This window comes from Caulobacter sp. HJHS_5 (genome assembly GCF_056683955.1).
The window spans coordinates 37,295-58,392 of the sequence record NZ_JBWZNC010000003.1 but is presented as its reverse complement, the minus strand read 5'-3'; the positions used below and the strand labels follow the sequence as shown (position 1 = coordinate 58,392).

17 protein-coding genes are annotated in these 21,098 nt (G+C 65.7%); 12 read left to right on the top strand and 5 right to left on the bottom strand.

Annotation, left to right across the window (positions count from 1 at the left end):
- Positions 1-774 precede the first annotated feature (774 nt).
- From ACFLIT_RS06540 to ACFLIT_RS06510, 7 genes are all read left to right on the top strand, one after another.
- Positions 775-3,654 carry a TonB-dependent receptor plug domain-containing protein gene (locus tag ACFLIT_RS06540; protein WP_479910405.1) on the top strand — a complete coding sequence of 960 codons (2,880 nt, stop codon included), beginning with the start codon at positions 775-777 and terminating at the stop codon, positions 3,652-3,654.
- A gap of 126 nt (positions 3,655-3,780) precedes the next feature.
- Entirely contained in the window at positions 3,781-4,908 is a 1,128-nt protein-coding gene (locus ACFLIT_RS06535) for a hypothetical protein (RefSeq protein WP_479910404.1), read from the top strand.
- 40 nt (positions 4,909-4,948) lie between these two features.
- A complete protein-coding gene (locus ACFLIT_RS06530) occupies positions 4,949-5,977 on the top strand; it encodes a cupin domain-containing protein (RefSeq protein WP_479910403.1) in 1,029 nt (342 codons plus the stop codon).
- Positions 5,978-6,037: 60 nt separating this feature from the next.
- Entirely contained in the window at positions 6,038-7,084 is a 1,047-nt protein-coding gene (locus ACFLIT_RS06525) for an SMP-30/gluconolactonase/LRE family protein (RefSeq protein WP_479910402.1), read from the top strand.
- Positions 7,085-7,101: 17 nt separating this feature from the next.
- A complete protein-coding gene (locus ACFLIT_RS06520) occupies positions 7,102-7,425 on the top strand; it encodes a hypothetical protein (protein WP_479910401.1) in 324 nt (107 codons plus the stop codon).
- A gap of 63 nt (positions 7,426-7,488) precedes the next feature.
- Positions 7,489-8,778: an MFS transporter gene (locus ACFLIT_RS06515; RefSeq protein WP_479910400.1), complete on the top strand. Its 1,290-nt coding sequence runs from the start codon at positions 7,489-7,491 to the stop codon at positions 8,776-8,778.
- Positions 8,779-8,792: 14 nt separating this feature from the next.
- Positions 8,793-10,667 (top strand): pyrroloquinoline quinone-dependent dehydrogenase, encoded by a 1,875-nt coding sequence (locus ACFLIT_RS06510; RefSeq protein WP_479910399.1) that lies wholly within the window; start codon positions 8,793-8,795, stop codon positions 10,665-10,667.
- A 31-nt stretch (positions 10,668-10,698) separates the two neighbouring features.
- Here ACFLIT_RS06510 and ACFLIT_RS06505 read toward each other — a convergent pair whose 3' ends face one another.
- Entirely contained in the window at positions 10,699-10,845 is a 147-nt protein-coding gene (locus ACFLIT_RS06505) for a hypothetical protein (RefSeq protein ID WP_479910398.1), read from the bottom strand.
- A gap of 148 nt (positions 10,846-10,993) precedes the next feature.
- Positions 10,994-12,220: a calcium-binding protein gene (locus ACFLIT_RS06500; RefSeq protein ID WP_479910397.1), complete on the bottom strand. Its 1,227-nt coding sequence runs from the start codon at positions 12,218-12,220 to the stop codon at positions 10,994-10,996.
- Between the two features lie 225 nt (positions 12,221-12,445).
- On the opposite strand from ACFLIT_RS06500, the gene ACFLIT_RS06495 reads away from it, so the two are divergent.
- A complete protein-coding gene (locus ACFLIT_RS06495) occupies positions 12,446-13,534 on the top strand; it encodes a glycosyltransferase (protein ID WP_479910396.1) in 1,089 nt (362 codons plus the stop codon).
- An 18-nt stretch (positions 13,535-13,552) separates the two neighbouring features.
- Here the strand turns inward: ACFLIT_RS06495 and ACFLIT_RS06490 are convergent, their stop codons facing one another.
- The gene (locus ACFLIT_RS06490) at positions 13,553-15,448 is read right to left on the bottom strand and encodes an acyltransferase family protein (protein WP_479910395.1); all 1,896 of its coding nucleotides are present in this window, start codon (positions 15,446-15,448) and stop codon (positions 13,553-13,555) included.
- 490 nt (positions 15,449-15,938) lie between these two features.
- Between ACFLIT_RS06490 and ACFLIT_RS06485 the strand changes: the two genes are divergently transcribed.
- The 4 genes from ACFLIT_RS06485 to ACFLIT_RS06470 all read left to right on the top strand — a co-directional run bounded on the left by ACFLIT_RS06485 (position 15,939) and on the right by ACFLIT_RS06470 (position 19,454).
- Entirely contained in the window at positions 15,939-16,997 is a 1,059-nt protein-coding gene (locus ACFLIT_RS06485; protein WP_479910394.1) for an acyltransferase family protein, read from the top strand.
- A 124-nt stretch (positions 16,998-17,121) separates the two neighbouring features.
- On the top strand, positions 17,122-17,616 hold the full coding sequence (locus ACFLIT_RS06480; protein WP_479910393.1) for a VanZ family protein: 495 nt from the start codon (positions 17,122-17,124) through the stop codon (positions 17,614-17,616).
- Positions 17,617-17,871: 255 nt separating this feature from the next.
- Entirely contained in the window at positions 17,872-18,630 is a 759-nt protein-coding gene (locus ACFLIT_RS06475) for a hypothetical protein (RefSeq protein WP_479910392.1), read from the top strand.
- Positions 18,630-19,454 (top strand): metallophosphoesterase family protein, encoded by an 825-nt coding sequence (locus tag ACFLIT_RS06470; RefSeq protein ID WP_479910391.1) that lies wholly within the window; start codon positions 18,630-18,632, stop codon positions 19,452-19,454. Before ACFLIT_RS06475 ends, ACFLIT_RS06470 begins: the two co-directional genes overlap by 1 nt.
- Here the strand turns inward: ACFLIT_RS06470 and ACFLIT_RS06465 are convergent.
- Positions 19,439-19,648, bottom strand: coding sequence for a hypothetical protein (locus ACFLIT_RS06465; protein ID WP_479910390.1), 210 nt, complete (start codon positions 19,646-19,648; stop codon positions 19,439-19,441). The genes ACFLIT_RS06470 and ACFLIT_RS06465 overlap by 16 nt on opposite strands.
- 467 nt (positions 19,649-20,115) lie before the next feature.
- Positions 20,116-20,868, bottom strand: a complete 753-nt coding sequence (locus ACFLIT_RS06460; protein ID WP_479910389.1) for a class I SAM-dependent methyltransferase — start codon at positions 20,866-20,868, stop codon at positions 20,116-20,118.
- Positions 20,869-21,098: the final 230 nt, after the last annotated feature.

Sequence of the window (21,098 nt, the reverse complement as noted above, 5' to 3'; positions counted from 1 at the left end):
CCCCCTCTTAGACGCCTATCCGCAATTCTTATCGCTTCCAACCGCACCCGGGCCGTCGCCCCCGACGCCTGGATCAGGTCCATCCCGACCCTTCCATGCCGCCGCTCCAGGCAAGCACAAAGGCAAAGCGCCTCGACAAGAACCCAGCGTTCCGCCCGTTCCTTGCGAGTGAAGGTCTTCGTAAGCCTGGCGCGGAACTGGCTTAGAAGCGCGACGCGGGGCAGCGCAAGGGGTCCAAGACCCACCCGCAACTTGTCCCTGCTGACACCCTCCAGCGGTTCCAATTTGGGACTCTCCCGCGCTTGATCGCATTGCAAAGCAAGCATCAGACCGGCCAAAGATGAGCCGGGCGGGGGGGCTTGGCGCCGAGTCGCGACAATGGGCGACCAAGCGCCCTCCAGGTGCAGTCCTCCTGAAATCTTGCGCCGAGGCTTCCGCGAGGCAGGCCCGATTGCGTTAGGGGCGGAGGCCCGCGAACAGGCTCCCGCCCATGCCGGCCGGCGCCAGCTTTGAGCCGCGCGCGGTGGTCGCGCCAACTCCCCGTTCGTCGGTCACGCCGTCGCCCGGTAGGGCTGGACGGCTGATGGGAAAAAATTCGACGGTCGCGCCGGAAAGTGGCCGCCCACACTCTAGCTTGTTGTCTTTCCAGGGAAAGCTTGGCCATGTGGACGAGAGGCGCCTCTCGTATACACCGTATTGACAACGTTTTCAGTCGCGCTCACTAATCCCGCCACGGCCGATGTTGACCGGCTCATAAAAAATATAGGGGGAGAAATGAAAACGATTACGTTCGTCGCGAGCCTGCTCGGCGGCGTCAGCCTGATCGCCGTCGCCGCCCCGGCCTTCGCCCAGTCCACGACGTCCGCCGCCGCCGATGCCGACACCGCCAACGTCGAGGAGGTCGTGGTCACCGGCTCGCGCATCGTGCGCGACGGCTTCCAGGCCCCGACGCCGGTCACCACGGTCACGGCCGACGCCTTGCTCGCCCGGGCGCCGTCCAACATCCCGGACGCCCTCAATCAGCTGCCGATCTTCCGCGGCTCGCAGTCGAACTCGCGATCCGTGACCTGGAACGCCAACAGCCCGAACCAGGGCAACTACCTGAACCTGCGTAACCTGGGCACCACCCGCAGCCTGATCCTGCTGGACGGCGTGCGAGTGCCGCCGACCAGCTTCGCCGGCGGCGTCGACATCAACACCCTGCCGCAGGCGCTGGTGCAGCGCGTCGACGTGGTGACCGGCGGCGCCTCGGCCGCCTATGGCTCCGACGCCATGGTCGGGGTCGTGAACTTCATCCTCGACAAGACCTTCAAAGGCGTGAAGGGCGGCATCCAGACCGGTCTCTCCACCCATGGCGACGCCGCCTCCTACAAGGCGACCTTGGCGGCGGGCACGAGCTTCGCCGGCGGCCGGGGCCATATCGAAGGTTCGGTCGAGCATTTCGAGTCCGACCCGATCCTGGCCAGCGACCGAGAGAACGGCCGCAAGTTCATCCAGTACACCAGCGCCCCGGCCCCGGCCGGCGATCCCGACCGCCGCGCCCGCATCACCACCTTCGAGGGGGTTCGCTTCGCGGGCGTGACCTTCGGCGGCTACATCAACACCGGGCCATTGGCCGGTTACGAGTTCCTGCCGGGCGGCGCCATCCAGCGCATGGCCGTCGGCGCCCCGACCACCAACGCCACCTATTCGATCGGCGGCGGCGGGGCCTATTGGACCAACACCACCATGGTGTCGGGCCTGCAGACCGATCAGGCCTTCGGCCGCATCAGCTATCAGGTGACCGACCGCATCAACGCCCACGCCCAGTTCGCCGCGGCCCAATCCCGCAACAAGCTCGATATCCGCTGGGACGAGCACTACGCCGGCTCGCAGAACGGCATCACCATCTTCAAGGACAACGCCTATCTGCGCCCGGAAGTGGTCACCGCCATGGGCGCGACCGACAGCTTCACCCTGTCGCGGATCGGCATGATGGACACCCCGCAGTACAAGGGTGACAGCCTCAACGACACCGGCAGCATCAATGTCGGCCTCGACGGCGATTTCGACGCCCTCGGGCGCAACTGGAAGTGGGACGCCAACTACGTCTGGGGCCGCAACTACCTGCGCACCAACGTCAACGAGTTCAACACCCGCCGCTTCTACGCCGCCGTCGACGCGGTGAACGACGGCGCGGGCAATATCGTCTGCGGCGTGACCGTGCGGAACCCGGGGCTGCTGCCGGGCTGCAAGCCGATGAACATTTTCGGCGTCGGCTCGCCGTCGGCCGAATCCATCGCCTGGGTGATGGGCCGTTCGCAGTACCAGGCCGTCAACGAGATGCAGATCGTCTCGGCGAACCTCAGCGGCGACCTGTTCGAACTGCCGGCCGGCCCGGTCTCCATCGCTGTCGGCGCCGAGGCGCGCAAGCAGACGCTTCGCCAGACCAGCAACACCGATCCGGCCACGGCGCCGTTCGTCGATTACACCGGCATCCGCGGCGTGCCCCTCACGCCCTCCGGCGGCATCAACGCCCTGATCTCCAACTTCACCAACATCGGCGTCGCGTCGGGCGAGGTCAGCGTGAAGGAAGCCTACGTTGAAGTGGCGGTGCCGATCCTGAAGGACTTGCCCTTCGCCCAGGCCCTGGACCTGAACACCGCCATTCGCGCCACCGACTATTCGACCTCCGGCAGGGTGAAGACCTGGAAAGTCGGGGTGATCTATCAGCCGTTCACCGACCTGCGCCTGCGCACCACGGTCTCGCGCGACATCACCGCGCCGTCGCTCTACCAGCTGTTCCAGGGCACCCAGGTCACCGCCAACCTCGACCTCGACCTGCACACCGGCCGGTCGGCCTCGTACATCAACCAGAACGGCGGCAACCCCGATCTGAAGCCGGAAGTCGGCTCGATGGTCGTCGGCGGCGTGGTCTATTCCCCGAGCTTCCTGCCGGGCTTCACCGCCTCGGTGGACGGCTACAGCCTGTTGATCGAGGACGCCATCGGCACCGCCGGCCAGGGCCTGCTCAACCAGGAATGCGAGGCCAGCAACGGCACGGCGCCGTCCTGCGCCTTCATCATTCGTCCGCTGCCGTTCTCCGACCGCAGCGCGGCGAACAACATGACGCGGGTGATCAACGTCCAGCGCAACCAGGCGAAGATCTTCCAGTCGGGCCTAGACGTCGAAGCCGCATATCGCTTCCCGCTGGACAACATTGTCAGCAGCTGGAGCGGCCAGCTGGAAATCCGAGGCCTGGCCTCGGTGCTGACGGCGATGCGTTCGAAGCCGAGCCCGACCCAGCCGACGGTCAACAACCTGGCCACAGGCAACAACCCGCGCCTGAGCGGCACCGTCGAGGCCAACTATACGAACGGCCCGCTCAGCATCCGTCTGGCCGAGCGTTGGACGGGCGAGACCCGGCGTTCGATCACCCAGATCTTCACCAATTACGCCTACAATCCGAACGTTCACTACACCGACGTGAACGTGAACTATAAGTTCGGCGACGCCCAACAGTACGAAGGGTTCCTGACCGTTCAGAACCTCTTCAATGTCGATCCGCCGCTTGTCGCCGACTCGGCCAATCCGGGCCTGCAGTTCCCCACCAATCGCGCCCTTTACGACGTGATCGGCCGCTATGTGACCGTCGGCCTGCGGTTCCGCCTCTAGCATTCGGAGCGGGGAGGGATGGTGTCGATCTAGCCTTCCTCCCCGCATCGCTTGACAGGGGGGCGGTACAGCATGCGAACGATTACAGCTAAGCGGCGAAACCGTCGCCTGACCGGGGAGGGCCAAGTGCGAGACGTCCTGCGTCCTGGGCGCGACGGGCTCGCGCGTCTGCTCTCCATCGCGCCGTTCGCGGCGATCACTCTGATCGGGGCGCCGATGACAGCCGAGGCACAACCCGCGCCGCCGCCTCCGCCGGAAAATCCCGTCTCGGCCGCCGCCGCCCTCGCGGCCGCGCCGAAGGTCGAGATCGGCAACGGCGTCCTCAAGGCGACCGTGCTGACGCCGGACGCCAAGTCCGGGTTCTATCGCGCCACCCGCTTCGACTGGTCCGGCATCGTCTCCAGCCTGACGCTCGGCGGTCAGGAGTACTACGGCCTGTGGTTCGACCAGACCGCGGCCAATGTGCGCGATTTCGTCTTTCACGAAGGCAAGGTGGTGGCCGGCCCCAACACCTCCATCCTCGGTCCCGCGGAAGCCTTCGATCCCGACAATCCGCCGGGGTTCAAGGAGGCCGCGCCGGGCGGCGCCTTCCTGAAGATCGGCGTCGGGCTGTTGAAGAAGCCCGAGGACGGGCAGGCCTACAACTCGTTCCGCCTCTACGACATCCTCGACGGCGGCGGCTGGAAAACCACGACCGCCCGTGACCGGGTCACCGCGATCCATACGTTGTCGAACCCGGCCAGCGGCTGGGGCTACGTCTATTCGAAGACGGTGCGGCTGGTTCCCGGCAAGCCCGAGATGGTGATCGAGCACAGCCTGAAGAACACCGGCGCCAAGGCGATCACGACCACGACCTTCAACCACAATTTCCTGACCCTCGGCGGCTCGCCCACCGGTCCTGGCCTGACGGTCGAAACGCCCTTCGCCCTGACCGCGAGCCGACCTCCTCGCGGCGACGCGGCGGCGCTGGACGGCAATCGCCTGGTCTTCGGCCGCGGCCTGGCGGACGGCCAGACCGTGATGGCCGTCCTCGGCGGCTTCGGGACCGGCGCGGCCGACAATCGATTCAGCATCACCAACGCCGCCGGCGCCGGCTATGTGGCGGTGGCCGACCGGCCGCTGTCGGCCTTCAATGTCTGGTCGATCCGCCCGACGGTCTCGGCCGAGCCCTTCGTCACCCTCACCGCCGCGCCCGGCCAGACGGTGACCTGGAGCACCACCTACACCTATGCCGCGCCCAAGGCCGGTCGATAAGCAGTCAGACGGCCGGTCAACGGCCGAACGGAGAAAACGCGTGAAAGCTCTGCTCATGGCCGGCCTGATGGCCGGTGTCGCCTCGCTATCGCTGACGGGGACGGCCCTGGCCCAGGCGCCGGCCGCGAACCCGCCGCCGCGCCCCACCGAGCCGCCGTCGAACATGGCGACGGGCGTCGACGTCAACCGCTTCATCGGCGACGCCGATCAGGGCATGCCGAAGATCTTTCTCGACGTCGGCCTCAAGCGAACGATCCTGGAGGAGGGCGACGCCCTGAAGCCGGGCGCCAACGGCAAGGTGCTGCGCTACTACAAGGAGGTCGCCCTGGCGACCGTGCAGCCCGGCGAGACGACCGCCCTCGGCAAGAGCAGCAGCCAGATGGTGTTCTACGTCGAGGAGGGCGAAGCCCGGCTCGATGACGGCAAGTCGTTCTGGAACGTGAAGCCCGGCTTCCTGATGCTGGCCCCGCCGAATGTCGGCCATCGCTTCCAGGTCATCGGCGACAAGCCTCTCAAGATGCTGACGGTCGAGATTCCGGTGCAGCCGGGCGTGACGCCGAAGACCGAGATGATCGTGCGCGACGTCGAGAAGATGGCGATGACCGAGCGCAACGTGCACTGGAACAACTTCGCCAAGTACGTGCTGGTCGGCGAGCGCGACGGCCTGTTCGCCGGCGACCGCGTCTACATCGTCTACATGGCGCCGATGACCATCGCCGGCCCGCACGCCCACACGCCTGAGCAGGACGAGGTGTGGATCAAGGCCTCGCCCGGCCGCTCGCTGATGCAGATCGGCAGCGAGATTCGCTGGTGGAAGGAAAACCAGGGGCTGCTGGCGCCGCCGAACGGCCAGACGGTGCACGCCGCCTACAACCTCTCTGACCAGCGTCAGAAGTGGCTCTATGTGGCCCGGCTGAACCCGACGCCGCCCGACCCGAACCGGGCCCCTCCGGCCCCGAACCCCAATCGGCCGCAGCCGCCCCCGGCCATCGCCGAAGGGCTGGAGGCGTCCAATGTCGCGCCGACGCCACTGCCCGCGCCGCCCGCCTCGAAACCGGCGCGGCGTTGACAAGCCATGCCGAATGACAACGTTTGCAGAAAGGCCTCGAGAGAAGGATATGCAGTGAAGATGATCTCGAAAAACACCCTGTTGGCGGCGGTGGCGGGCCTGGCCCTGGTCGGCGGCCTGGCCGCCTGCTCGCCGGAGAAGAAGGCCGAGGCGCCGACCGCGGTGGCTGCGGAAGGCAGCTCTATAGAGCGCATGGACCCGGCGTTGGACGCCGTGATCCCGCAAGGCGCGGTGCTGGAAAAGATCGGCGGCGGCTACGGCTTCACCGAAGGCCCGCTTTGGGTCAACGGCGAGCTCTGGTTCTCCGATCTGACCGGGAACACGCTCCACGCCATCGGCGCCGACGGCAAGGACCGGGTGCTGATCGAGCACGCCGGCGGCAAGGACGTGACCCCGCCCGGTTCGTTCCAGGGTTCCAACGGCATGGTCCTCGACAAGGACGGCACGGTCCTGATGAACCGCCATGGCGCGCGCGACATCGTCCGCGTCGACACCAAGACCCTGGCGGTGACGCCCTTCCTGTCGAAGAACGACCAGGGCAAGCAGTTCAACAGCCCGAACGACCTGCTCTTCGCGCCGGACGGCTCGCTGTGGATCACCGATCCGCCCTACGGCATGCTCGGCCAGGACAAGGATCCGGCCAAGGAAGCCAAGTTCAACGCCGTCTACCGGGTGAAGGACGGCAAGATCACCGCCGTGATCACCGACATGCCGCGCCCGAACGGCATCGGCTTCTCGCCGGACGGCAAGAAGCTCTACGTCTCCAACTGCGAGCCGGACATGTACGTCCGGGTCTATGACGTGGATCTGGCGAAGGGGACCGTGTCGAACGGCAAGACCTTCATCGAATACCCGAAGCCCAACCCCATCGATGTGCCGGACGGGCTGAAGGTCGACAGCGCCGGCAACGTCTGGACCTCGGGCCCCGGCGGCATCCGCATCATCAGCCCCGAGGGCAAGGTGCTCGGCCAGCTGAAGACGCCGGACCGCGCGCAGGCCAACCTCGCCTGGGGCGGCCCGGACCTGAAGACCGCCTACATCATGGGCGCCGGTAATGTGTATCGGCTCAAGCTGGCCGTCGCCGGCGAGAAGCCGCTGTACCCGTAGGCTTTGGGGAGGAAACGGTGGTCCGCCCGATCGTGCTTTACTGCGACCTGAAGGTGGACCCCGCCCGCGAGCAGGCCATGCTCGAGCATTTCCGCGATCGGTTCAGGCCGACAGCGGCGGGGTTCGAGGGCTTCATCGAGGTGAAGATGCTGCGGCTGCGCGGCATCCTTCAGGGCGCCGGGCTGCCGGAGCACGTGGGCTACCGTTTCCAACTGACCTACCAGAGCGAAGACCTGCGCCAGGCCTGGGTCGCGTCGTCGGAGCACGAGGCGGCTTGGGCGGGCATCGAGAGCTGTCTGGCGGACAAGGATTTCCACGTCAGCCTGTGGGACGACGTCTGAGCCGCCAGGGCTCAGGCGAATGACAAAAAGAATGGTCCGTTAGGCGGGCCAAGGGAGGCGGCTATGGCGGTCGGCAAGACGCGCTGGGTCCTGGTGTTCTGGATGTTCGTGGTGGCGGCGGTGTCGTACCTCGACCGCAACAACATCTCGATCGCCGCCACCGCCATTCAGGACGCCTTCAAGCTGTCCAACCCCCAGCTGGGGGGCGTGTTCAGCGCCTTCGCCCTGGGCTACGCCTTCACCCAGCCGATGGCCGGCCGCATCGTCGACCGCTTCGGCCCCTACCGCGTGGTCGCCGTCGGCCTGATCTGGTGGAGCATCTTCACGGCGGCGACGGCGGCGGTTCCCACCGGATTCGTCTGGTCGCTGACCGCCCTGATGGGCGTGCGCTTCGTACTCGGGGTCGGCGAAGCGGTGATCTTCCCGGCCAGTAACCGTCTGGTCTCATCCTGGGTGCCGCGCCAGGAGCGGGGTCTCGCCAATGGGATCATCTTCGCCGGCGTTGGCATCGGCGCGGGGGTCGCGCCGCCTCTGATCGTCTATTTGATCACCAACCACGGCTGGCATTCGGCCTTCTATGTTTCGGCCGCCATCGGCGTCGTCATTCTGGGCCTGTGGATGATGATCGTGCGCGATCGGCCCGAGCAGCACCCCTGGGTGAAGCCGGAGGAGGCGGCCTATATCGCCGCCGGCGCGCCGGCGGCCAAGGCGGGCGCCAAGCCGGCCTCATGGCTGGCCATCCTGCGAAACCGGCCGGTGGCGCTGCTGACGCTCAGCTACTTCACCTATGGCTACGTCGCCTGGATCTTCTTCACCTGGTTCTTCAAGTACCTGTCGAGCGTGCGCGGCCTGGATCTGAAGTCGAGCGCCGTCTACGGCATGCTGCCCTTCATCATGATGGCCATCTGCTCGCCGCTCGGCGGCTGGCTGTCGGACGTGCTGACCCCGCGCTACGGCAAGCGGGTGGGGCGGTGCTGGACCGCGGCGGCCTCCCTGGCCCTCTGCGCCGTCTTCGTGGCCCTGGCGACCCAGGCGGCCGATGCCCGCGTGGCCAGTCTGTTCCTGGCCGGGGGCGCCGGCGCGCTCTACCTCTCGCAGAGCGCGTTCTGGACCCTCTCGGCCGATATCGGCGGCCACTCCTCGGGCTCGGTCTCCGGCCTGATGAACATGGGCAACCAGATCGGCGGCGTGATCACCGCCTCGCTGACGCCGGTGATCGCCGATCGGTTCGGCTGGACCGCCTCTTTCGTGTTCGCCGCCGCCTTGCTGGTGGTCGGCGCCATAGCCTGGCTGTTCGTCGATCCGGACGAGCAGCTGGCCGCCGAGGACGCGCCCGGCGCGGCCGCGGCCTGACAGGAGCCTTGCCCATGAAACCTCTGCTGCTCGCCGCCGCCTCGGCCTTGATCGGCTCGTCCCTGATGGGGTTCGGCGCCCTCGCCGCGCCCCCGTCGGCCAACGACTGGCCGACGCACAACCACGACGCCGGCGGCCAGCGGTTCTCGCCGCTGAAGGACATCACCCCCGCCAATGTCGACAAGCTGCAGGTGGCCTGGACCTATCACATGAAGCCGGCCGAGGCGCCGCGCATGATGGGCACCCAGGCGACGCCGTTGGTGGTCGACGGCGTGATGTACGTGGTCACGCCCTATCGCCGCGTCGTGGCGCTCGACGCCCAGACCGGGACCGAGAAATGGGTCTACACGACGCCAGGAACCGAGAGCCCCGGCGCCCGCGGCGTCGAATACTGGCCGGGCGACGGCAAGCTGGCGCCGCGGATCGTGTTCGGCACCACCGCCGGCAAGCTGATCGCGCTCAACGCGGCCGACGGCAAGCCGGCCGAGGGCTTCGGCGAAGCCGGCGTCGTCAATATGAAGACGCCCGAGGTCATGAATGGTCTGCCGAACGCCGCCCTGGGCATGAGCGCGCCGCCGATCGTCTATGGCAACCTGATCATCACCGGCTCGCGGGTGCAGGAGCGGCCCACAAAGGGTGCGGCGGGCGACGTGCGGGCCTGGGATGCGCGCACCGGCAAGCAGGTCTGGACCTTCCACACCGTGCCGCGTGAAGGCGAGTTCGGTTTCGACACCTGGGAGGCGGGCAGCACCCTGCAGCGGTCCGGCGTCAATGTGTGGAATCTGCTGACCGTCGACGACAAGCGCGGCGTGGTGTTCCTGGGCATCGCCGCCCCGGCGGTCGACCGGTTCGGCGGGGACCGCAAGGGCGCCAACCTGTTCGCCAATTCGCTGGTCGCCCTCGACGCCAAGACCGGCAAGCGCCTGTGGCACTACCAGACCATCCACCACGATATCTGGGACCACGACCTGCCGGCCCAGCCGGTGCTTTTCAATGTCAAGCGGGGCGGGCGGACGATCCCGGCGGTAGGGGCGATCAGCAAGAGCGGCCTGCTGTTCATCCTCGATCGCGTCACCGGCAAGCCGATCTATGAGGTGAAGGAGACGCCGGTTCCTCAGAGCACGGTTCCCGGAGAGCAGAGCTGGAAGACCCAGCCGGTGCCGTCCAAGCCGCCGCCCCTGGCGCGCCAGGGTTTCGACCTGACCAAGGACGTGGTCACCTTGACGCCCGAACTAGAGACCTTCTGCCGCAAGCGTATCGAGGATGAGAAACTCTCGGGTTCGGTCATGTTCGAGCCGTTGAAATGGGAAGCTTCCACGATCCGCTTCCCCGGCAGCGGCGGCGGCGCCAATTGGGGCGGGGCGGCGTTCGACGCCGTCAACGGTCTCTACGTGATCAACATGAGCGAGGTCGGCAGCGTCGAAAACCTGGTCAGGAAGTCCGACGGCTCGATCGACAGCGGGGCCAGCCCGAACAGCTGGTTTTCCGACAACAAGAACAAGCTGATGTGCCAGCAGCCGCCGTGGGGCACGCTGGTGGCGGTGAACGTCAACACCGGCGACATCGCCTGGAAGGTCCCGCTCGGCCTGACCGACTCCATGCCCGAGGGCAAGAAGGAGACCGGGCGTCCGAACGTGGGCGGTCCCATGGTCACCGCCGGTGGTTTGGTCTTCATCGGCGCGGCCGACGACTCCCGCCTGCGCGCCTTCGATTCCAAGACCGGCAAGGAAGTCTGGACGGTGAAGCTGGGGGCCAGCGCCCACAACACGCCGATCACCTGGCGCGGCAAGGACGGGCGGCAATATCTGAGCGCCACCTCGGCCGGCGGCTCCTATCTCGCCTCGCCCGCCACGGACGACAGCATCATCGCCTGGACGCTTCGAGATTGACGCGGCGTCGCGCCGCCTCTGGGCGGGCGCCCTAGGGCGTCTGTCTAGGGCGGCGGCCCATGACGATGGCGAAGAGAGCGACGACGCACATCACCGGCAGAAGCAACAGCCACTTGAGGACGAACCAGGCGACGTAGGCTGCGTCCTGCCAGGCCGGCGTGGGCTTTTCCACGGTCATATGAGGCCTCGATCGAAATCCCCGGCGGCGCGCGGCGACAGCCATGGCGAGGCTGCGACGTCCGCCGGGAGATGTTCTACCGCAAAATCTCGAACGCGATCTTACCGCGTCGGCGCTGGGAGGCCAAAAAGGACGAGGCGTGCAGTCTTTAGGCGAGGATGACGTGATCCCACAGCGCCGAGCCGAGATTGCCCTTGAACTGCACGGCGTCGACATAGCCGTCGCCGCCCCCGTTCTCGTCGATCTGGAGCGTGGTGTAGCCTCCAGCTTGCCGGAGGCGCAGGTAACCCTCGTCGCGCGCTTCGAGAACGCTTTCCACGCCGTCCAGTGAGGATTCGAGTCTGAAGGTGTCGGAACCGGACCCGCTCAGGGCGAAGTCCCAGATCACGATGCGTCCCTCACCCGCAACCCAGTCGACGGCGAAGGTGTCATGTCCGGCGCCGCCGGTGAACTCGGCGCCGGAGAGCGGCGCACCCGGATCCCGAATGTAGCGAAGCAGATCGTCGCCCGCCCCACCCACGGCGCGCCCACCGCCGTACCCGAAGGTGATTTCATCGTCGCCGGCGCCCAGATCGACAAAGGGGGCCGGGAAACCTTCCAGGCCCGCCACCACGACGTCGTCGCCGCTGCCGGTGACCAGGTCCTCGCCGCTGCGCCAGTAGACGTCGTCGTCGCCGCTTCCGGTCACCAGTCGCGTGGAGGCGGTGATGCTGTCGTCGCCCACTTCAGCGCTGGAAACCGTCATCGCGCCGTAACCGTCGACGCCGAACTCGGTCACGGTGATCGCTTGCGTCGCCCGGCTGTAGTCGAGCTTGCCGCCGTTGAAAAAGTCGCCCTCGCCGTCGAGCGTCGCCTTGATCCAGGCCTCTCGCGAGGCGGTGACGAAATCCACCCCGGCGCCGTCTTCGATGAGATCGGCTCCGGCTCTGGACCAGATGCGGTCGCTGCCCGCGCCGCCGAGCAAGGTATCCGCGCCGCTCGAGCCCCACAGATGGTCGGCGCCGGCCCCGCCCTCCGCCGTTCCCGGCGCGGTGAGGTAGAGGATGTCAGCCCCGCTCGTGCCCACCAGCCGCCCGGAGACCTTGGTCACGTAGCTGTAGACGCTGCCGAACGCGCCAGCGACGTCGTCGCCATAGCCCACGAAGGTCAGGTCGGCGCCGGAGCCGCCGAACTCGTCGTTGACCCATCCGATCGCCGCGAGGTTGGGATAGTCCTCGAACGGTCCCGGAATGAGATAGCTGGGCGCAAGGACGTCGATGAAGCCGGTCGAAACCACCTCGTCGAAGGTGGCCAGGACGCCCGACCCGGCGGGGAGGGCGACGGCCTCGTCCCAGCTGATCGGAGTCGCGTTAATCCGGAACACCAAGCCCGTCATGGTCCACCTCGGGTTTTTGGTTCACCTGAGATCAGCGTGCGCGCGAACGGTTAACGCGACAAGACGCTGCGTTAACTCTTTTTCGACATTGCGCGACCTGGCGTCGCCGCGACCCGCTGAGTAGTCCGGCGAGCCCGATACCCTCGGAGATTCGACATTCAGGAAAATGAAAAGTAGAAGTTCGAAGAACGGCGTTCGATAGCCGTGAGGCCTTGATACAGCCAAATGCCGAACATCTCCGTCGTCATGGCGACCTTCAACGGCGGCCGCTTCCTTGAAGATCAGCTCCTGAGTCTCGCAAGACAGACGCAACCTCCATTTGAGTTGATTGTCTGCGATGACGGCTCTTCCGACGAAACGATCGAGCTTCTCCATCGGTTCGCCAGACAGGCCGCCTTTCCCGTCGTTATCCAGCGCAACCGCGCGCGCCTCGGTTATCGGGCGAATTTCATGCAGGCGGCGACCCTGGCCAGGGGGGAGCTGATCAGCTTCTGCGATCAGGACGACGTGTGGCGCCCTGAGAAGCTGAGCCGTGTCGCGAGCGCCTTCGATGATCCCTCCATCCTGCTGGTGGTTCACCAGCTTGAGCTTATCGATGAGGCGGGCGAGGTGATCGGCACGCTGGACCAGGGGGAGGCCAGGAGTGGCGACTTCGATGTTCTGACCGCCAAGGGCCCTTGGTGCCTGTTGTACGGCCTGTCGCAGACCTTCCGGGCGAGCCTGCTCCGGCACAAGGACTTGTGGATTACCTCAAAGAGCCATTTCCAGTCCGGGGAAGCGATGGGCCACGATCGTTGGATCGCGTTCATGGCGGCTGTGCTGGGAAAGGTGACGCTGCTGCCGGATCGGTTGGTCCAATATCGCCAGCATGGCGCCAACGCGTTCGGAGCGCCCGTGGGAGGCGGGCGAAACGCCCGCGCGCCCTCGCCGCCTGCGATCGGCGCGCTCGCGCCGGCAAAACTCGAAATCCAGATCGGGGCGGCGCAGGACCGCGTTCGAATGTTGATGGCGGTGGCGGGGGATTTCGGCCCCTTCGACACGGCCGGCGTTCAGAGCGTTCTCATTCGCTTTCGGGGCCTGGAGCGGAGGCTTCTCCTCCGCGCCGCGGTCCTGCAGTTCGGTTCCCTGGCGCGCCGTCTGGCGGCCCTTCGGGCCCTGGTCCTCGCGGGAGGGTATCGCGACCGAGACCTCTGGCGATTCAGGCGACGGGCGTTCCTAACCGACCTGATGGCGGTGCTGCGCTCTGGCCTGACCGCCGCGGGAGGCGCCGGCGCCGCGTCGAGGTGGCGGGAAGCTCCGCAGGCCGATCGCTAGCGCCTCGTCGATCAGGGCTCACGCCACCGGCACGGCGCGCGCCAGAATCCTTGCGCCCGCCAGGCTGATATGCCGATCGTTGAAATAGAGCACCTCGCCCGTGGGGCCCAGCGCGGGACAGAGCTGAGGTTTGCAGAGCGCCGCGGCCGTCTTGACGCTGCTGACGCCACTCTCGGTGTCGAGCCGCGCGATCATGTCAATGAAGGGCCGGTTTCTCCGCTGGTACTCGGCCATCGAGAGCCCCCAAGCGGCGGGGTTCTCTTTCCAGGCGCGCAATAGGCCAACGGCGCTCGGCGGATCGTAGTGGAATATGGCCATGGGCTCGATCAGAACGACCCTCTTGTTGGCCCGCCGCAACTCGCGCACCGCCTGCTGATAACCGCCGATCAGGGTGGGCCAGTCCGCCCTGGGATAGATGGCGAAGTTGGCGGTCAACACGACTTCCCGAATTCGTGGGTCGGCCACCAACCGATCCAGGGTCTGGCGGTTGTGGGCTTGGCAACCCTTGGTCTCGCGCGATGCAAAGCCGATCGACGGGGGGCAGGCGGACGTTGTGATCTCCATCACGCCTCGGCCCTGGCTCGCCAGGCGCGACCCCAGGGCGACGGACAGCTCCGCGCCGTGGCTGTCGCCCCAAACCGCGATCGCCGGCGGCGAGCCCGCCGCGCCGAACACGCAGTTGGCCTCATAGGGAATCTGTCGCCCAGAGCTGTGGCAACGCTTGCGGCGGGGATTGGAATCCTCGGAGGCGGCGAAATAGGCCAGGCTCCGCGCGTCGAAACGTTGGGGCAGGCCCCGCAGCAGATAGGGCGTGATCGCCGCCGCGATGAGCGCCGCCATCACCCCGAGGCCGATCGGAACGGCGTTCAGGGAGGGCATCGCCCGAACAAACGGTCGTTCGATCCAACGCCAGGATGCGTAGGCCGCGACGAAAGACAGAAACACGGCGCCGCCCTCTACCCAGGGCGACGGAGCGCCGAGGCTGAGGTGTCGCGCGAAAACCAGAAGCGGCCAGTGCCAGAGATAGAGGGAGTAGGACAGATTGCCGACGCCCACGAAGGCCGGCGAACTGATGATCCGCCCGCCCAGCGACTCCCCGTTGACACCGGCGCCGATGACGAGCGCCGCGCCGAGACAGGGCAGCAGGGCCGCATAGCCCGGGAAAACCGTGTGCGTGGTGATGACGAAGAACGACAAGCCGATCATCGCCAGGCCAACCAGCGAGGCGATGTCTCGCCACGATGGCTTCCACTCCGCCATCATCCGCGGGCGAACAGCCAGGAAGGCGCCGATCAGCAACTCGAAGGCGCGTGTGGGGGCCAGATAAAAGGCGGCTGTCGGATATCGGCTGCTGAATACGACGCTGATCGCCAGCGACGCCGCAAGGCCGATCAGCAGCACGACCTCGAGAACGCGGCGCGGCGCGTTTCGCAGGGCGAAGATGACGAGCGGGAACAGGACATAGAACTGCTCCTCCACCGCCAAGGACCAGGTGTGGAGAAGCGGCGCCAGCTCGGCGTCCGGTCCGAAATAGTCGGCGGTCAGGACGAAGTTGATGTTCGACGCGAACAGCACCGCCGCCACGGCGCTACGCGAAAGATCCTGCAGAGCGTCGGGCGACAGCAGCACGAGCCCGGCCAGCAGGGTGAAGGCGAGCATGGCCGTAAGGGCGGGAATGATCCGGCGGATGCGCCGGTCGTAGAACCCCAACAACGAGAAGGAGCCCCGGGCGGTCTCCTTCATCAGGATGCTGGTGATCAGGAAGCCTGAGATCACGAAAAAGACGTCGACGCCGGTGAAGCCTCCGGGAATGTATCGGCTGAGCGAGGTGTGGAACGCCACCACGCTGAGGACCGCTATGGCGCGAAGGCCCTGAATATCCTTGCGAAAAGCCGTCGAGTGCGTGCCGCTCATGCTGACCTCGTCCACCATGAAGGCCGTCGCGCCGGCCTTTCGGCAGGATCGCTTGCCACGTCTATGGGGGCGTTTTTGCGACAACGTCGCGTCGAGAAGCGCAAATCGACGCGGCTCGGGCGGCCGTGCCTAAAGCGTTGTCTCAAAATGGAGCGGTCCGCCAACGGTGTGAGCGAGGCGATCAACCTCTGCCGCGTTCTCGGCCCCGAAGACGCATCGGACGGCCTGGCCATGCGTGCCTCGGACGGCGCGATCGCTATGGCCTTCGTGGAGATCGTCTGGTACCCGATCAACGCCTGCTGCGCGGTCAGCCTTCGGCCAAGAAAAAGTCACGCGATCAATAAAGTGTGGCGCTGGGACGGTCTATGTGGCCGTCACCTCTGGTTAGGGTTCAGTGTTCGCCGCCCCCGTCAGGGTTCAGGGTAGGGTTTTCATGGCGCCAGCGTCAGCCGACGGTGAGGCTCGCAACGAAGCGAGCGCCCCCCACACCATGCCGCTTCTCGATGGCGTGCGGGGTTTCGCGATTCTAGCCGTCATGGTGGAGCATTGGGCCGGTCGAACGATCGCATCGCTGGTTCCGATCGGCCCCGGCCGTATCGGCGTCAGCCTGTTCTTCGTGCTCAGCGGCTTCCTGATCACCGGAATTCTCTTGAAGGCGCGAGATTCGCGCCAGCCTCTCGCCGAGGTTCTCGGCGGCTTCTACGCCAAACGCGCCTTGCGCCTCTTTCCGGCGTTCTACCTGACGATTCTGGTGCTCGTGCTTCTCGGTCTGGAACCCGTGGTCTCCACCTGGCCGTGGCACGTCGCCTATATGAGCAACGTGCTCGTATCCTTCGGGGGGCCATCGAGCATCTTCTGGACGCTCGCGGTCGAGGAGCAGTTCTATATTCTCTGGCCGTTCGTCCTGCTTCTGACGCCGAGGCGATACATCGTTTCCACGGTCGTCTTCATGATCCTGCTGTCACCGGCGTTGAAGGTGGCGTCCCTGGCGCTCGGCGCCTACCCGAATTACCGGCTGCTGCATAACGCCATGGAGCCGCTGGGATTCGGCTGCTTGCTCGCCATTCTGAGCCGGGGCCGGGATTTCGGCTGGTATGCGGGATACAGGAAGTTGTTGTTCGACGGGCTGGCGCTGATCGGCCTGATCGTGGGCGTCGCGATTTGGGCCACCGGCCGATTGGACCTCAGAGCAGCGTTCATCGGGGTTTCGACGGCGGCGCCGTTCGCCTGGCTCGTGATGCAGGCCGCCCGCGACAAGAGTTCCATCCTGCGCCTTGGGTTCGGGAATCCGGCCATTCGCTATATCGGACAGATCAGCTACGGCCTCTACCTGGTCCACAGCTTTGTCCCCACGGTGCTTAGGCAGTTTTATCCCGAAATGCCGATGAAGATCGCGGCGCCCCTGACCGTCATCATAACCTTCGGAGTTTGCACGGTTTCGTGGTTCCTTCTCGAGCGGCCTATCGTCGTCCACGGCCGTATCTTGATCGATAGGCTGTCCCGGCGGAAGCCCGCGGCTTCGACCGAGCGGCGTGTTCAGCCGGGTTAAGCGCAACCCCGCCGGGGCCGCGCGACGCTTGCTGGGCGGCCGAAATAGAAAATTGACCGTATTCTTTCACGGCTCTCTAGGGAGCCGTCGCTAAGAGCCTTCTCGTAAAGCTTCGAGAAGGTCTATGTTTACTTATAACCACCTTGTGCTCCTGGCCCGCGTCGTTCTTTTCATTGGCGGCGCTGCAGCTCTGACGCTCATGCTGGGGCCCTGGGCCGGTTTGGAGCATGTCTTCGGCCTGACCGACAAGGCGGCGCACGCCATCGCGTTCGGCGCGCTCGTGGCGGTGTCCTTCCTCGCGTTTCCGCGCATGCGCCGCAATGATCTGGCAATTGCGGCGGTGATGATCGGCGGCTGCATCGAGGTCGCGCAGATGGCCAGCATCTACCGTAGCGCATCCACATCGGACCTGCTCGCCGACAGCCTCGGTGTCGCCGTCGTCTGGCTCTGCAGCCAGATCGAGGGTCTGCGATCGATGGCCCGAACCAACGGCTACGCCAGCATTACGGACCAGCCGAAGCGAAATCGCCGCCGTAGCCGGCGCTCGCGCTCAGCCGTCGTCCCAAATGCGGATGCGCGGCGCCGCCACGCGGCCGCTCGCGCCTCCTCCACGTCCTGACCCGCGGAGCCTGGCGTTTCAGCGGCCGCGTCTTCGTGGTCACGCAGTGCTTCGCCTTCACTGTGAAGTTTGAATGGGCAGCTGGCGATCTTTCTATCGAAACGGCGCTCATCTAAGCCTTTCCAAAAGAAGATGTCGGCGCGGCCTTATTGCGCGCCCGTTAACCCTGTCCCAGGCTTCGTCGGTCGTGTATGGCTAACGAGTGGGGCCCGCTCGGCGACGGCTTTGAGCGGAACGTGGGATCGGAGCCGGATGATGCCGGAGATCGGCATGGCGGAAATGGACTCGATCGCGGCCCAGCGATCGGGGGAGCGGAGCCGTCGAGTGGCGGCCGACCTGGAAGGCATCTTTTCTAGGACCCCAGAGGAGGGCTCGCCCACCGTTCGTGGTCCGCCGCCGACCAAAATCAAAGTAAAGCGGGACGGGCCGTCGATCGTCGCTGGGATCGGCACTGTCGCGGCCGTGATGCTCGTCGCTTCCGCCGTGGGTCTCGTTGTCACCTCCTTCGGGATGGCTTCCAGTCGTCAGATCGCCGAGAAGGCCTCATCGGCGGTAGCCCTGCCGTTCAGGTCGATGAGCGCGGCGGTTTTGGCTGGCGGCAAAACCCGTGAGCTGGCCGCGGCTCAGCCGGGCTCATCCGGCGCCTCTTCGAAGTCGGCGTTGAGTGAACCGCCCGTGCGAAGGCAACTGGCTCTCGCGGTTCGCACGGCCGGTCCCTCGACATCAGCGCCCGACTATCTCACCTCGAAATCTCGTGCGGGCTCCGAATGCATGACAGTGGCCGCGGCGGCCCGCGCGGATTGTCTATCCCCCACGATCTCCGCCGCCGACCGCCGGCTGGGTGAGGCCTATGCCTTTGCCACCGGAGCCGGCGTGGCTCCGCCGGTGCTGGATCGCTACCGTCGCGAATGGGACGGTTTGCGACTGAGGGCGAAAAGCGAACCGTATCAGGTGATCGATACCTATAGGATCATGGCGGACGAACTCAGGCGGCATGCCACCGCGGTGAAATGATGAACCGCCCGGCCCTCGACAAGGGCGTCTCACCGAGACCCCTGGAGCATGCGCCGCGCGCCACGCCTCACACAGTTGAGGGGGCGCTGGTTTACGTCGTCGGCGACATTCATGGTCGCTACGATCTTCTAAAGCTCCTCCTCGCGGAGATCGTCCGTGATGCAACGGCCACTGCGGCGGGACGCAGGTCGATACTTGTATTTCTCGGCGACTATATCGATCGGGGGCCGCAGTCGGCCGAGGTCTTGGACGCCCTGCTCTGGATCGCCCGGCGCTCCGAATTCGAACTTCATATGCTGAGGGGCAACCACGAACAGGCGATGCTGGAGTTCCTGTCGGACCCCATCCGCGCCGAAGCCTGGCTTTGGTTCGGGGGCGCGGAAACCTTGGCCTCCTACGGCGTGCAAGCGCCGCCCGCGGGCAATAAGGAGCCTGAGACGCTCCGCCAGGCTCGCGACGACCTCCTGGATCAGCTGCCAGCTTCGCACTTTCTGCTGCTTCAGAAATTGCCGGTCATGCTGACCTTGGGCGACTATGTCTTTGTCCATGCAGGCGTCAGGCCTGGAGTGCCGCTGGCTAAACAGAATGAGCTGGATCTTCTCTGGATACGGGAGAAGTTCCTCGAATGGTCCGAGCCTCACGAGAAGATGGTCGTCCACGGCCATACCTGGAAAAGCCCTCATCCAGATATTCTGCCGCATAGGCTGGGCCTTGATACGGGCGCCTACAGCACCGGTGTTTTGACGGCGGCGCGCCTGGAAGATTTCAGCCTTGGAATTCTACAGGTTCACGCGCGTGTCGGGGGCCGTCAGCGCTCGAAATAATTGCTCCAATCCGCATCGCCTCGCAGCCGGCTACGGATTCGCCGCGCTCTTGGGCGGGTCAGGATGAAGGTCGAATAGGCTCCACAGACCGCTAGGCTGGCGAGAATGTTCTCGGTCAGCAGGAAGATAAGCGCCGTCAGCCCGAGGGCGGTGATGACGAAAGTCCAAATGGCTTGCGCGTCTCGACGCCTCATGTGGGCTCCGCGAGTGGAATTCAGAACATGGAGCGTCCCCGCCTCATCGACGTGGAGACGTCCCCGGGACGTGGAAGTCAGTTTGAGCGCATCAGTTAGGCGTCCTCGTGACCAAGAGCTAGAGTGATCGACGGTTCATAGCAGCTAGGAAGAGGCCGTTGTCATCAGCTGCGTCGTCCGGAGGCAAGCTGATCGAGAGAATGGCGCGCCGTCTTCCCGCTTGTGGGCGTGGTTGGTGTAGCGAGCATTCGCGAGCACCGGCCGGCTATGAAACTGCGGCCTCAGTTAATCTCAGAATGTGACAGTCGTGAGCCGCGCCTTGGGCTAGGTCCTGACACCGCGGGTCTCGGAAGCCGCCCGCGCCGACGCTCGAGCCGCGGACCAAGCGGTCGAAATCGATGGGCCGGCTCGGCCGGTTGCGCCGCAAGGTCGAGCGCACCTCGGTCTCGAGGCCCTGGTCCCGCTGGTCAGCCCTGGGAACGCCTGCGCAGAACTCGTGCCTGCGGTTGCGCCTTAGCCGCCACCAGCATGAAGTCGGATTCCCGCTGACCGTAGCGGCCCTTGCTCAGCCGGCGGATAAGGCTCGCGGCGCCCTCATAGGCGCTATAGGCCAAGGGAAGGCGCCTCTTGAACGCGGCGACGTGGCTGGAGATGTAGGTGTCGTAGAGGCGGATTTCGAAGCCGTGCGCGATAAGCGCTCCTTGCAAGACGTCGGGATCGCTGGCCTCGGTCATCGTGGTGGGGAATGGCGCAAATCCTGGCTTGCCGGCATTCTTGCTGCCGCGCACGTACCGATGGAACAGGACGTGCACCCAGTGGGGCGTCCATTTGGTCACCAACCCTTTCACGGAGTGGGGCAGGGGGCCCTTGACGATCAGCAGGCCGCCCGGTTCCAGGGTTGAAATGACGTTGTCCAGCGCGCGCCTCGGATGAGGAAGGTGCTCCAGTACGTCCCAGAACACCGCCACATCATATCGACGCATGCCGAAATCGAAGGTGTGGATGTCGCCGACCAGCTTTTCGCGTGCGTAGAGGTTGCGCTCGATCTGTCCGGGCGAAAGGTCGATGACCGTGTACGTCGCGCCTTCCAGCGGGATCATCGTGCGGGCGCCGCCACCCGCCTCCAGGATGGCGCGAGGCTCATGTTCGACCAGCACGGCGTCGAGCTTCGCCCGGCAGCGGTGCAGCGAGGCCGAGAATTCGTCGTCGTTGGGCGTCATGGGTAAGGGCTCTAGTGGGCGGTGCTTATGTGTTTGATGGCGCGCTAGAATCAGCGAGGTCAGCCAACCCAGATACTGTGTGAAAATGGGTATGGGGCGGAAAACGACGAGGTAAAATCCCGTAAAGGGCGAGTTTGATGACATAAATCCGACCAAATTGGGCAGTGTTTCGCGCCTCTGATCGTCAAATAGTCAGTTGGAGGGTAGCTTTGATTTATGGTGAAGCTTGG